The following is a 12,445-nucleotide window of genomic DNA, read 5'->3' on the forward strand; positions in this document are numbered from 1 at the left end:
TTGCTAATAGTGTAGCTCTTTTTATACTGCACCTGAAGCAAGACAATCAATGAAAAACAGTCATCTAATCTCACTATTTAACCGACTAGAAAAGGATAATCATGTCAATTCAAGACGAAATCAAACGCCGTCGTACCTTCGCTATCATCTCTCACCCGGATGCTGGTAAAACGACCATTACAGAACAATTACTCTATTTTGGTGGCGAGCTCCGTGAAGCTGGTACCGTTAAAGGGAAAAAAACGGGTAACTTTGCTAAATCTGACTGGATGGATATCGAGAAACAACGTGGGATCTCGGTAACGTCATCTGTCATGCAGTTTGACTATGCTGGCAAACGTGTCAATATCTTGGACACTCCTGGTCACGAGGATTTTTCAGAGGATACTTATCGTACCCTTATGGCTGTGGATGCTGCTGTCATGGTTGTGGATTCTGCCAAAGGTATTGAGGCTCAAACTAAAAAACTTTTTGAGGTTGTTAAGCATCGTAACATCCCTGTTTTCACCTTTATCAATAAATTAGACCGTGATGGTCGTGAACCACTGGATCTCTTAGAAGAGTTAGAAGAAGTCTTGGGGATTGCGTCTTATCCGATGAACTGGCCAATCGGTATGGGTCGATCTTTTGAGGGGCTTTACGATATTCACAATCAACGCTTAGAACTTTATAAAGGTGATGAGCGTTTCGCAGACATCGCTGATGGTGATAATCTCTTTGCGAATAATCCCTTCTATGAGCAAGCAAAAGAAGATATTGAACTGTTAAGTGAAGCTGGTAATGACTTTTCTCAAGAAGCTATTCTTGAAGGTGATTTGACGCCAGTATTCTTCGGTTCAGCTCTTACCAATTTTGGGGTGCAGACTTTCCTTGATACTTTCTTGGAATTTGCGCCAGAGCCAGATGGACACAAGACAACTGAAGATAAGCTGATTGATCCTCTGGATAAGAATTTTTCTGGATTTGTTTTTAAAATCCAAGCTAATATGGATCCTCGTCACCGTGACCGTATCGCCTTTGTACGTATCGTTTCAGGCGAATTTGAACGCGGGATGAGTGTTAATCTTCCACGTACAGGGAAAGGTGCTAAGCTTTCTAATGTGACTCAATTTATGGCAGAATCACGTGAAAATGTTGAGAATGCTGTCGCTGGGGATATTATCGGTATTTACGATACAGGGACCTACCAAGTTGGAGACACACTAACGGTTGGCAAACAGAAATTTGAATTCGAACCATTACCAACCTTTACACCAGAGATTTTCATGAAAGTGGCGGCTAAAAATGTCATGAAGCAGAAATCCTTCCACAAAGGCATTGAGCAACTAGTGCAAGAAGGAGCTATCCAACTTTACAAAAATTACCAAACAGGCGAATACATGCTTGGTGCTGTTGGACAACTTCAATTTGAAGTCTTCAAACATCGCATGGAGGGGGAATATAACTCAGAAGTTGTTATGACCCCTATGGGTAAAAAGACTGTTCGTTGGATTAAACCAGAAGATCTAGATGAACGCATGAGTTCGAGCCGAAACATTTTAGCTAAAGATCGTTATGATCAGCCAGTCTTCTTATTTGAAAATGATTTTGCCCTTCGTTGGTTTGCTGACAAATACCCGGAAGTGGTGCTAGAAGAAAAAATGTAGCGCAAAACAGCAATCAATCATCGAGTTGATTTTACTATCTTCTCTCGTAAGGGGAGAGGGGTGTGTAGGGGGATTACGAGTAGCGATATTCATTTTTCATCAGTGGAAATATAGCATGAACCATTGCAATGGGAGTATTTTGACTGACTTTTATCAGCGTCTTTAAACTGCTAGCTATCTAGAAGTATCTCACACACCTGCTCTTTTTTATCATTACCAAATACCTGGCTTAGTCAGGTATTTTTGAACAGTAAAAGTCAGAAGCCTATTCTTAATTTTGGTACAATGAGGAAAACAAAGATAAAGCGAGGAAAGAAAATGGGTATATTTTCAGGTCTTTTAGGAAATGCATCACAGAAAGATAATGACAAAGTTGAAGAACAATTGAGGGACGTGCTTGTTCCAGGAGAACAAGTGTCATTAGCCTTTGCCCTGATTCGGGATTTAATTGTATTTACGGAACAGCGTCTTATTTTAGTGGACAAACAAGGAATGACCGGGAAGAAGACTTCCTATAAATCAATTCCTTACCGTTCCATTTCGCGATTTACTGTTGAAACATCTGGACATTTTGATTTGGATGCGGAGCTGAAGATTTGGATTTCATCTGCGGTTGAACCAGCAGAAATATTACAGTTTAAGAGTGATAAAAATATCGTTCAGATTCAACAAGCCTTGGCAGCAGCAGTTTTAAAATAAAGCATAAAAACAAGCCGATTCCTCTTGGTATTGACTCAGATTGAAGACAAAGTCTTTAGAGTTCCTTCTCTAAGGGCTTTTACTGTTTTTTATGTTTGAAAGTTAAAGAGTTTTCTAAATATTATGTTTCTGTTATGTTACAAAAATTACAAATATGTGTTGAAAGAGTATCTTTTGTGTGTTATACTAAACAAAATTAGATAAAATGTTCATTTAAAGCATTGTTACCTTATATAGAGATAAGGTTGAACATGTGACTGTATTACAAACAAGGAGAGAAGGCACGCATCAGAAATGATATTTTTACCAATCCTATATCTTCTCGCGGTCATTGGCTGTTTCATGCTGATGCCCCATACGACCAAGGTTTATGGATCATTAAAGAAAATGAAATTATTATTTCTATGGTCCGTGATAGGCTTAGCAATTGCTAATAGTCTTACATTTACTTATATCTGTCAGTGGTTGGGGCTCTTAGCAGGCTTTACTGGTTTAGTCGTTGTAGCCAATGTCCCATTTAATGCCTTATCGCGCTTAAAAAAGGGTTTGTTTATCTTAAATTATATTGTTCTAGTAATTATTCTTTTTAGACTATTTGTCTATGTCTGGCAACATTTGGTTTCATAGTTCAATAGTTGAAAAAAGGAATCATTAAGAGATCAAGGATTCTATGAAAACGTGTTTATAATCTTTATAAACAGAATATCTATCAATTTATCACTGATTGTGTTACACTAGATAAGTTGTCATAATTACTAGCAGATGTGTTGGCTAGAAAAGTTACAAAACTTTGATCAGCCAAATTTTTATCATTAATAAGGATTTGAACTGGCTTTTAGTGAGCCAATTATCTGCACCAGCTTAATAGAGTGGCTTCGCACCACTTTTAGAAAAGAGAAACATTTGAAATTTACAGAATTAAACCTTAGTCAAGATATCCAAGCAGCCGTTGTAACCGCTGGTTTTGAAAAAGCATCACCTATCCAAGAGTTGACGATTCCACTCGCACTGGAAGGTAAAGATGTGATTGGTCAAGCACAAACCGGTACAGGAAAGACTGCTGCTTTTGGCTTGCCAACACTTAATAAAATTTCGACTGATCGTAATGTCATTCAAGCTCTGGTCATCGCCCCAACACGTGAGTTAGCGGTTCAATCACAAGAAGAACTATTCCGTTTTGGACGTGATAAAGGCGTTAAAGTACGTTCCGTTTATGGCGGATCATCGATTGAAAAACAAATCAAAGCCCTAAAATCAGGGGCACACGTTGTTGTTGGTACTCCGGGACGTTTGCTTGATTTGATTAAACGTAAAGCTTTGAAATTGGATAATGTTGAAACATTGATCCTTGACGAAGCTGACGAAATGCTTAACATGGGCTTTTTGGAAGACATCGAAGCTATTATCAGTCGTGTTCCAGAAAATCGTCAAACGCTGCTTTTCTCAGCGACAATGCCTGACGCCATCAAGCAAATTGGTGTGAAGTTCATGAAAGAACCTGAGCATGTTAAGATTGAAGCAAAAGAATTAACCAATGTAAACGTTGATCAATACTATGTTCGTGTTAAAGAGCAAGAGAAATTTGATACCATGACTCGTCTTATGGATGTTGATCAACCAGAATTATCCATTGTCTTTGGCCGCACAAAGCGTCGTGTTGATGAATTGACACGTGGGCTGAAACTTCGCGGTTTCCGCGCGGAAGGGATTCATGGAGATTTAGATCAAAACAAACGCCTTCGTGTAATCCGTGATTTCAAAAATGATCAAATTGATATTCTTGTTGCAACAGATGTAGCAGCACGTGGTTTGGATATTTCTGGTGTCACACACGTTTATAACTATGATATTCCACAAGACCCTGAAAGCTACGTTCACCGTATCGGTCGTACGGGTCGTGCTGGGAAATCAGGTGAGTCAATCACATTTGTTTCACCAAATGAGATGGGTTACCTGTCAATGATTGAAAAATTGACTAAAAAAGCTATGAAAGGTCTAAAACCTGCAACAGCAGAAGAGGCTTTCCAAGCTAAGAAGAAGGTAGCTCTCAAGAAAATCGAACGTGATTTTGCGGATGAGTCTATCCGTGCCAACTTCGAAAAATTTAAAGGTGATGCGATCCAATTAGCACAGGAATTCACTCCTGAGGAATTGGCACTTTATGTTTTGAGTTTAACAGTTCAAGATCCAGATAGCATGCCAGATGTTGAAATTGCACGTGAAAAACCTTTACCATTCAAACCATCAGGTGGTGGTAAAGGCAAGGGCGGTCGTGGTAACCGTGATCGTAATCGTGGTGGGCGTGATAACGACCGTCGTCGTGGTGGACGCGGTGATCGCCGTCGTGATAATCGTGATGGTGGACGCCGTGATTTCAAGCGTCGTGACGATAAATTTAAAAAAGATAACCGTCGTCAAGATAATAAAAAATCACATAAAAATACCTCTAGCGAAAAGAAAACAGGTTTTGTTATTCGCAACAAAGGTGAGAGATAATTAGTAGAACAAACCAAAGTAATATCTAAAAATCATATTAAACCAGCAATCAGGGAGAGGATCGCTGGTTTTTTGTTTTTTTATGAAAGAAACAATAAGGTAGTAACCCTATAAAACCTAGTTTCACACCTTATTGTTTTTAATATATTCTAATTTTTGCTGTCGTGTTTTTTGCTTGAAATAGGCTTCAGCGCTTTGGGCCTCTTGTTTACTGATAAAGCCTTCTTGATAGAGGAGTTTTACGGGTAAACGAGCTCTCGTATATTTGGCGCCTTTACCAGCATTGTGGGTTTTTAGGCGTCGTTGCACATCTGTCGTGTAGCCAGTATAGAGAGTCTTATCAGCACACTCTAAGACGTACATAAAGGCTTTCATTTTAGTCATGCTTTTGTCCTTTTTTACCGAAATAAATCTCAAAAATCTCGTCAGTATAATTCCCGTTATCTTGGTGAACAAAGAGTGGTGGTAAAATTTTCAAACCATCAATAGAGCCATCTTTGATGGCTTCAATCAAGAGCATATTAGCCTCCTTCTCTTTTTTAGGATAGACAAACTGAACACGTTTAGGAGCTAAATTATAACGTCTCAGAGTATCAAGGATGTCCAAAAAACGGTCAGGTCGATGGACCATGGCCAAACGCCCATTGGATTTAAGAGCATGCCTTGAGACTTGGCATATTTCTTCCAAATTGGTAGTAATCTCGTGTCGTGCTAACAGGTAGTGCTCAGAGAGATTTTTCTTGGATGTTTTGGTGGATTTAAAGTAAGGTGGATTGCAGAGGATGAGGTCAACTTGAGAACGAGGGACGTACTCTAAGAGGTTTTTAAGATCATCCTGAACCATTGTTACTTGTTCTTCTAGCTGATTGAGTTGGATAGAACGGCGTGCCATGTCAGCCAGTCGTTCTTGGAGTTCAACCAGGGTAATTGGAGCCTTGGTTCGTGTGCTAGCGAAGAGGCCGACAGCACCATTTCCTGAACAAAGGTCTACAATGAGTCCTTTTGATGGTATTTTTGGAAAGCGAGATAATAGTACACTATCAATGGAGTAGCTGAAAACAGCCTTATTTTGAATGATTTTAACATCTGTTGAGAAGAGCTGATCGATACGCTCTCCCTGTTTTAATGGAAATTGAGACATGATTCTATTATAGCAAAAATAAGACTGACTGTACCCTTGTCCTTGCTTTTCTTAGTTTTGATTTTCTGATTAAAATTGTTTAAAAAAGATGTGGTAATCAGAAAAGTTAAAGGGGTATCTATCTTTGAACAATTGACTTGAAGGATACCTAAAAGATTCTAAATATAACATTATCAGATTTTTATGGCAAAATATACCTTGACAGTTAAACTAATTTCCTCTAGAATTTCCATATATTTTATCTTAAAAGGAATGTCTATGTCTTTAATCTATTTATGTCTCTGTCTAATGTTTGTTATGCGATTGCTCTTTTTACGCTTATCTATTCGAAACGAAAAAGCGATTCTAGCCAATGGAGGTCGTGAATATGGCGCGGTAGTTTCTAAGGTCATTACGATACTGCATATTGGTTTTTACCTGGCTGTCGCTATTGAAATTTCTCTTCGTCAGCCTACTTTTGATGCAACATCTTTACTAGGCTTATCATTGATGATTTTTTCACTAGCGATATTAAAAGTAGTGACAAGTTTGTTAGGGGATATTTGGACGATTAAATTGATGGTGGTTAATGATCATCAGTTTGTGGATCACTGGTTATTTAAGACGGTCAAACATCCTAATTATTATTTAAATATTATGCCAGAGTTAATTGGTATCTGCCTTTTAGGACACGCTTGGGTATCCGCAGTGATTATTATTCCCTTCTACGCTATTGCCTTGATGCTTCGTATTCGTGAGGAGAATCGTCTTTTGGCAGAAGTCATCATTCCTAATACACGCTTAAAGTAGGAGGAATAAAAAACTTAGGTCGCTGGACCTAAGTTTAGGGATTGCTATTGAGCCAATCGTGGTATTTTTCAACAAGATTGATAGCCATTTGTGTTGCTAGAGCCGCTGAAAAGCTTTCTGTGCCTTCTAAGTTATCACCAGCAACTTCCAGCTTTGTCTCATCGTAAATAGCTTTGAGACTATCTTCTGAGAGGGTTGTTTTAAAAGCTTCGAATTGATTCATTAGATCATCCTCCTTTACTGTCATCATATAGAAAAGGTTTTCAATAGTCAAGCAAGAACACCCTACTATTACCTTCCAACTCGACTATTTTATAAATGTTCATAACGTGATATAATAAAAAGACTTTGTATGGAGGAAATAACATGTTTTATGCTTATTTACGTGGTTTAGTGGTCTTTTTACTTTGGGTTTGTAATGGCAATGCTCACTACCACAATGAAGAGAAAATATTACCCGCTGATGACAATTATATCCTAGTAGCACCTCACAGAACTTTTTGGGATCCTGTTTATATGGCTTTCGCAGCACGTCCCAAAGAGTTTATCTTTATGGCTAAGAAAGAATTGTTTACCAATCGTATCTTTGGTTGGTGGATTCGTATGTGTGGTGCTTTTCCAATTGACCGTGACAATCCTGGCCAAGAAGCAATTAAGTACCCTATTCAGATGCTCAAGAAGTCTAATCGTTCGCTTGTCATGTTTCCAAGCGGAAGTCGCCATTCGCAAGACGTTAAAGGCGGTGTTGCCGTCATTGCTAAGATGGCAAAAGTTAAGATTATGCCGGCTGCCTACGCTGGTCCAATGACACCTGGAGGTCTTTTAAATGGTGAGCGAGTAGATATGAACTTTGGGAATCCTATTGACATTTCAGATATTCGCCGTATGAATGATGAGGGAATCGCTGAAGTCGCTCGTCGCATTCAAGCAGAATTTGATCGGCTTGATGCTGAAAATGACAGTTATCGTACGACAAAGATGAAGCGCAATCCCTTGACCTTGATCTATCGTATCCCACTGGGCTTTGTAGCTTTGTTTGCCGTCTTTATAACACTTATTTTTAGTTTTATAGCTAGTTTTATTTGGAATCCTGAAAAGACTGTCAAAAAACCTTAGTACCCAAAAACTTCAGATTTTCTGGAGTTTTTTTTGTTTTGCTTTCGAATAAATAAATAGGAGGAATATCATGTTTGAGGATATATTAGAAAAAATCCATACTAACAAAATTGTCGTGGGACTGGGAGGGTTGGTTATTTTACTGCTGATGACATGTCTTTTTCTCTTGGGAAATCCTTCAAAGGACACTAAGGAAGAGCTTTTACCGTCATGGTCAGGGCAGTCAGAAAACATCAGTAGCACAACGATGCCCTCGAAAGAACGCTCTCAAGCGGAAAAATCACAATCATCGGCTGTGATCACGGTTGATGTTAAGGGTGCCGTCAAAAAGCCAGGCGTTTATGACTTATCGAGTGACAGTCGTGTTAATGATGCTATTTTATTGGCAGGTGGATTAAGAGAAGATGCGGATCGAAAGTCTGTCAATTTTGCTCAGAAACTAAGTGATGAAGCCATTATTTATGTGGCGAGTCAGGGTGAAAATATCTCAGTTATCGGCTCGAGTGTCGCTCCTCAAAACTTAACAGATTCTTCTGAAGCCTCTGCCGGCAAAGTCGACCTTAATAGGGCCACGCTAGCTGATTTACAGACTATTTCTGGTATCGGTCAAAAGCGGGCTCAGGATATTATAGATTACCGTGATAGCAATGGTGGTTTTCAATCGGTTGACGACCTATCAAATGTTTCTGGTATTGGTGACAAGACACTTGAAAAATTGCGTGAGGAAGTGACGGTTGATTGAGATTAGGTTGTTAAAGCCAATGTATTTGGCTTTTTTAGTAATGTTGACCTACTTTATTATTTTTACCAAATCTTGGGTTGCTATTTTTTTAGCAGCGGTTGCTCTCATATGTCTTATCAAGCAATACCAGAAAAAGACGATTTGGCAGACCTTGCTTATGATCGCTGTATTTTCGCTTTATTTTGTTTGGATTGATCATAGGCAACATACATTAGAAGAGAGCTTGCCTAGCCAGGTTTCAGAATTACGTCTAATTCCTGATAGTCTTTCAGTAGATGGTGATTTACTTTCAGGGCGTGCCATTCAGGGACAACAAACGTATCAGTTTTATTATCAATTGCAGACTTTATCGGAAAAAAAGTATTTTCAAGCACTCAACCAAGTGGTGAGTTTAAATGTAGCCGCAAAAGTCGAGAAACCTGTTGGTCAACGCAATTTCAAAGGATTTGACTATGCCACTTACTTGAAGCGTGAGGGGATTTACGGCATTGCGCAGGTCACTGCTATTACGTCTGTTAAAGTGGAACAGCCTAAAAATCCAATAGAGTGGGTAAGAGTGTGGCGGCGCCAGCTCCTAGTTCATATCAATCACAATTTTCCTGCTCCTATGAAGCATTATATGACAGGGCTCTTATTGGGTTATTTGGACAAGTCTTTTGATGAGATGAGTGATATATACACGGACTTGGGGATCATTCATCTCTTTGCCCTTTCGGGGATGCAAGTAGGCTTTTTTATAGGTATTTTCCGAACGTTCCTTCTGCGATTAGGTGTTTTAAGGGAACATTTCACTTATTTTCTCTTGCCTTTTTCTTTTCTGTATGCTGGTTTAACCGGTTTTACTGTTTCAGTTGTGCGTAGTTTACTTCAAGCTATCCTTGGTCAGTTTGGGTTTCGTAAGTGGGACAATTTAGGACTGACGATAATGATATTCTTTATCCTTTCACCTCATTTTCTAGAGACTGTGGGTGGTGTTTTATCTTTTGCTTATGCTTTTATTTTGTCAAGACTTAACTTAGAATCACTATCAGGTCGTCGTAAAGCAGTAGTTGAGAGTTTGGTTTTATCATTTGGTATCTTGCCATTACTGATCTTTTATTTTGGGAGTTTTCAACCTTTATCCATCATCTTAACAGCATGCTTTTCAGTGATTTTTGATGTGCTTTTGTTACCTCTGTTAAGTCTGGTGTTATTAGCTAGTCCTTTGCTATCTTTGAGCTTCTGTAATCCCTTATTTCTTGTTTTAGAGTCAGTTATCAAATGGACAGCTCAGCTATCGGCAAAGCCCCTGGTTTTTGGCAGTCCCAGCTTAGTAGTTCTTATTCTAATACTTACTTTTTTGGCTGCTTTACATGACTTTTGGAAAGAAAAAAAGTTTAGATATGCCCTTTTATTAGCTAGCCTCTGTTTGTTTGCTCTGACGAAAAATCCTTTGGAAAATGAAGTCACCGTTATGGATGTTGGGCAAGGAGACTCGATTTTGATTAGGGATATGGCAGGGAAAACGCTCCTGATCGATACTGGTGGTCGAGTTGATTTTACACAGAAAGAGGAGTGGCGTAAGCGACAGATAAGGTCTAATGCTGAAAAGACTTCGATCCCTTATTTGAAAAGTCGTGGTATTTCGACGATTGACCAACTGTTAATCACTCACACTGACACAGATCATATGGGAGATCTTGGTGTTTTAGCCAAGCACTTCAAGATAAAGGAAATTTTGATTAGTCCTGGGGCTATGACCAAGTCATCTTTTGTGAAAGAGTTACAAGCATTAAAGATAAAAGTGCGCTTGATTCAGGCAGGAGATCGGCTTCCTATTATGGGGACATCTCTTCATGTTCTTTATCCTTGGTCTCAGGGGGATGGAGGCAACAATGATTCTCTTGTCTTGTACGGTAAGTTGCTTGATAAAAGATTTCTTTTTACTGGTGATTTGGAAGTTGAAGGAGAAAAAGCCTTGCTTACTAGGTATCCTAGCTTACCAGTGGATGTTTTAAAAGCAGGGCATCATGGCTCTAAAGGTTCTTCTGATCCGAAGTTTTTAAGGCATATCAATGCCACAGAGGCCTTAATATCAGCAGGTCTTAATAATCGTTATCATCATCCTAATGATGAAACTTTGGAACGATTTGATGTCGAAAAGATGACAGTCTATCGCACTGACCAAGAAGGTGCTATTCGTTATAGAGGAGTAGCCCATTGGAAAATTGAAACAGTTCGATAGGTATGTCGTAAGATGCTCTATCAAAATGGTCAGGCTCCTTGAGCTATTTTCCATTGCCTCCTTTTAAAAATAAATCAAAGCTAGAGTTGTGGTCGTGTCGGTTATCAGAGAAAAGCTTGAGCTGAAGGATAAGAGGATTGGCAATAGCAATAGAGATGTTTCCCTTACAAAGCTGAAACACAAAATCCACATGAGAGTGATTGTCATGTGGATTTTGTGTTATTCAGTTCCTTGTGCCCATTTTTTTGCCAGTCGACGCGAATAGGTCGATATGGCGAAGTTGATGATAAAGTATATGGCTGTGATGATAAGGTAAAGCGTGAACACTTGTCTTGGCTCAAAGTATTTTCCCATTAGAATTTGGCTTTTTCCAAAAAGTTCTTGCAAGGCAATAACAGAATAAAGGAGTGAGGTATCTTTTATAACAGTTACGAATTGCGAAATAATAGCTGGCAACATTTTACGAATGGCTTGTGGAAAGACAATGTAAATGAAGATTTGCCAGTGTGTCATTCCTTGCGATAAACCAGCTTCGGTTTGACCGTGATCCACACCGTTTAAACCACCCCGGATGATCTCTGCAAGAGCAGCTGATGTGAAGACAGTAAAAGCTGTAATCCCTGCTGGGGTTGACTTCATTTGGAAAACCAAGAAAATAATGAAAATCCAAAGGAGATTGGGAACGTTACGAACAAATTCAATATAGATGCTTGATATCCAGCGAAGGATTTGGTTCTTCCCGTTACGCATAACAGCTAGTACGGTGCCAATAATAGTTGAAAATACAATCGACAAAAATGAGATGTAAAGGGTCAACCAAAGTCCTTGAAGGATAAAGCTAATATTGGTTGGTGTTAAAACTGACATCGTTTATCCTCCTAGGTATATGCTTTTTTATTGTCTTCTTCTTTGCGGCGCGCCCATGTTGCCAGTGGGAAGCAGACGATGAAGTAGAGTAGTGCAGCTCCGGCAAAGGCAGGAACGTAGTTAGTGGTCTCGTAGGCCCAGGCTTTTGAGACGAACATGATATCAGCTCCTGAAATAATGGCAACTGTTGAGGTGTTTTTGATCAGGTTAACCACTTGATTAGTCATCGGAGGTAAGATGGTTCGAACAGCCTGTGGTAGGATAATGAGTTGCATCGTTTCTTTGTAGGTAAAGCCTTGAGAAAGTGCAGCCTCGGTTTGTCCTTTAGGAACAGCTTCAATCCCAGAACGGATAACTTCCGATATATAGGCACCGTGATAAATCCCAACACAGATAACGGCCGTCCAGAAAGCTGAAATCATAATAAAACCGTTAGTCATAATTGCCAAACCATAATAAACAACGACAAATTGGACCAGAAGCGGTGTGTTTTGATAGAGTTCAACATAAACACGGGCAATTGTTTTTAGGGTCTTATTTTTAGAAGATGACATAGCCCCCAAAATTAATCCTAGGATAAGGGAGAGAAGCAGGGCGCCTACTGACATGCCTAAGGTATATACGAAACCTTTGGCGAAATCACCGAAGTTGGCGAAAAAGTCACCCCAACGAGAAAGGGCGAAGGGACTTGTTACTAAATAATAGGTCATAAATAATGCTTCCTT

The 12,445-nt window shown here is 39.3% G+C and carries 12 protein-coding genes; 7 read left to right on the plus strand and 5 right to left on the minus strand.

Translation table 11 applies throughout. The annotated features are described in order from the left end of the window. Positions 1 to 101 precede the first annotated feature (101 nt). The 3 genes from ABP870_RS06820 (at position 102) to ABP870_RS06830 (ending at position 4,841) form a co-directional block, all read left to right on the plus strand. Positions 102 to 1,646 carry a peptide chain release factor 3 gene (locus ABP870_RS06820; RefSeq protein WP_350014701.1) on the plus strand — a complete coding sequence of 515 codons (1,545 nt, stop codon included), beginning with the start codon at positions 102 to 104 and terminating at the stop codon, positions 1,644 to 1,646. Positions 1,647 to 1,964: 318 nt separating this feature from the next. After that, entirely contained in the window at positions 1,965 to 2,345 is a 381-nt protein-coding gene (locus ABP870_RS06825; protein WP_350014702.1) for a PH domain-containing protein, read from the plus strand. Between the two features lie 903 nt (positions 2,346 to 3,248). Further along, on the plus strand, positions 3,249 to 4,841 hold the full coding sequence (locus tag ABP870_RS06830) for a DEAD/DEAH box helicase (RefSeq protein ID WP_350014703.1): 1,593 nt from the start codon (positions 3,249 to 3,251) through the stop codon (positions 4,839 to 4,841). Between the two features lie 123 nt (positions 4,842 to 4,964). On the opposite strand, the gene ABP870_RS06835 is transcribed toward ABP870_RS06830, so the two are convergent. Both ABP870_RS06835 and ABP870_RS06840 read right to left on the minus strand, forming a co-directional pair. Beyond that, complete coding sequence (locus ABP870_RS06835) at positions 4,965 to 5,225, minus strand: GIY-YIG nuclease family protein (protein ID WP_350014704.1); 261 nt, start codon at positions 5,223 to 5,225, stop codon at positions 4,965 to 4,967. Continuing rightward, positions 5,218 to 5,982, minus strand: a complete 765-nt coding sequence (locus tag ABP870_RS06840; RefSeq protein WP_350014705.1) for a tRNA1(Val) (adenine(37)-N6)-methyltransferase — start codon at positions 5,980 to 5,982, stop codon at positions 5,218 to 5,220. Before ABP870_RS06840 ends, ABP870_RS06835 begins: the two co-directional genes overlap by 8 nt. A gap of 258 nt (positions 5,983 to 6,240) precedes the next feature. Between ABP870_RS06840 and ABP870_RS06845 the strand changes: the two genes are divergently transcribed. Then, positions 6,241 to 6,771, plus strand: coding sequence for an isoprenylcysteine carboxyl methyltransferase family protein (locus ABP870_RS06845; RefSeq protein WP_350014706.1), 531 nt, complete (start codon positions 6,241 to 6,243; stop codon positions 6,769 to 6,771). Positions 6,772 to 6,805: 34 nt separating this feature from the next. Here the strand turns inward: ABP870_RS06845 and ABP870_RS06850 are convergent, their stop codons facing one another. Continuing rightward, positions 6,806 to 6,994: a hypothetical protein gene (locus ABP870_RS06850; protein WP_350014707.1), complete on the minus strand. Its 189-nt coding sequence runs from the start codon at positions 6,992 to 6,994 to the stop codon at positions 6,806 to 6,808. A 143-nt stretch (positions 6,995 to 7,137) separates the two neighbouring features. Between ABP870_RS06850 and ABP870_RS06855 the strand changes: the two genes are divergently transcribed. The 3 genes from ABP870_RS06855 (at position 7,138) to ABP870_RS06865 (ending at position 10,853) form a co-directional block, all read left to right on the plus strand. Continuing rightward, positions 7,138 to 7,887, plus strand: a complete 750-nt coding sequence (locus ABP870_RS06855; RefSeq protein ID WP_350014708.1) for a lysophospholipid acyltransferase family protein — start codon at positions 7,138 to 7,140, stop codon at positions 7,885 to 7,887. A 70-nt stretch (positions 7,888 to 7,957) separates the two neighbouring features. Further along, the gene (locus tag ABP870_RS06860) at positions 7,958 to 8,629 is read left to right on the plus strand and encodes a helix-hairpin-helix domain-containing protein (RefSeq protein WP_350014709.1); all 672 of its coding nucleotides are present in this window, start codon (positions 7,958 to 7,960) and stop codon (positions 8,627 to 8,629) included. After that, positions 8,622 to 10,853, plus strand: a complete 2,232-nt coding sequence (locus ABP870_RS06865) for a DNA internalization-related competence protein ComEC/Rec2 (protein WP_350014710.1) — start codon at positions 8,622 to 8,624, stop codon at positions 10,851 to 10,853. The genes ABP870_RS06860 and ABP870_RS06865 overlap by 8 nt, the downstream gene beginning before the upstream one ends. A 219-nt stretch (positions 10,854 to 11,072) precedes the next feature. Here the strand turns inward: ABP870_RS06865 and ABP870_RS06870 are convergent, their stop codons facing one another. Further along, the gene (locus ABP870_RS06870; protein WP_350014711.1) at positions 11,073 to 11,720 is read right to left on the minus strand and encodes an amino acid ABC transporter permease; all 648 of its coding nucleotides are present in this window, start codon (positions 11,718 to 11,720) and stop codon (positions 11,073 to 11,075) included. A gap of 11 nt (positions 11,721 to 11,731) precedes the next feature. Further along, positions 11,732 to 12,430, minus strand: a complete 699-nt coding sequence (locus ABP870_RS06875; protein WP_350014712.1) for an amino acid ABC transporter permease — start codon at positions 12,428 to 12,430, stop codon at positions 11,732 to 11,734. Between the last annotated feature and the right edge of the window lie 15 nt (positions 12,431 to 12,445).

It is taken from the genome of Streptococcus jiangjianxini, from assembly GCF_040225085.1.
Lineage (GTDB): Bacteria > Bacillota > Bacilli > Lactobacillales > Streptococcaceae > Streptococcus > Streptococcus jiangjianxini.

Excerpts from the sequence above, each read along its gene's own strand:
- ABP870_RS06825 (WP_350014702.1), top strand. The coding sequence starts at position 1,965 with ATGGGTATATTTTCAGGTCTTTTAGGAAATGCATCACAGAAAGATAAT.
- ABP870_RS06820 (WP_350014701.1), top strand. The coding sequence starts at position 102 with ATGTCAATTCAAGACGAAATCAAACGCCGTCGTACCTTCGCTATCATC.
- ABP870_RS06840 (WP_350014705.1), bottom strand. The coding sequence starts at position 5,982 with ATGTCTCAATTTCCATTAAAACAGGGAGAGCGTATCGATCAGCTCTTC.
- ABP870_RS06835 (WP_350014704.1), bottom strand. The coding sequence starts at position 5,225 with ATGACTAAAATGAAAGCCTTTATGTACGTCTTAGAGTGTGCTGATAAG.
- ABP870_RS06855 (WP_350014708.1), top strand. The coding sequence starts at position 7,138 with ATGTTTTATGCTTATTTACGTGGTTTAGTGGTCTTTTTACTTTGGGTT.
- ABP870_RS06845 (WP_350014706.1), top strand. The coding sequence starts at position 6,241 with ATGTCTTTAATCTATTTATGTCTCTGTCTAATGTTTGTTATGCGATTG.
- ABP870_RS06875 (WP_350014712.1), bottom strand. The coding sequence starts at position 12,430 with ATGACCTATTATTTAGTAACAAGTCCCTTCGCCCTTTCTCGTTGGGGT.
- ABP870_RS06870 (WP_350014711.1), bottom strand. The coding sequence starts at position 11,720 with ATGTCAGTTTTAACACCAACCAATATTAGCTTTATCCTTCAAGGACTT.
- ABP870_RS06850 (WP_350014707.1), bottom strand. The coding sequence starts at position 6,994 with ATGAATCAATTCGAAGCTTTTAAAACAACCCTCTCAGAAGATAGTCTC.
- ABP870_RS06860 (WP_350014709.1), top strand. The coding sequence starts at position 7,958 with ATGTTTGAGGATATATTAGAAAAAATCCATACTAACAAAATTGTCGTG.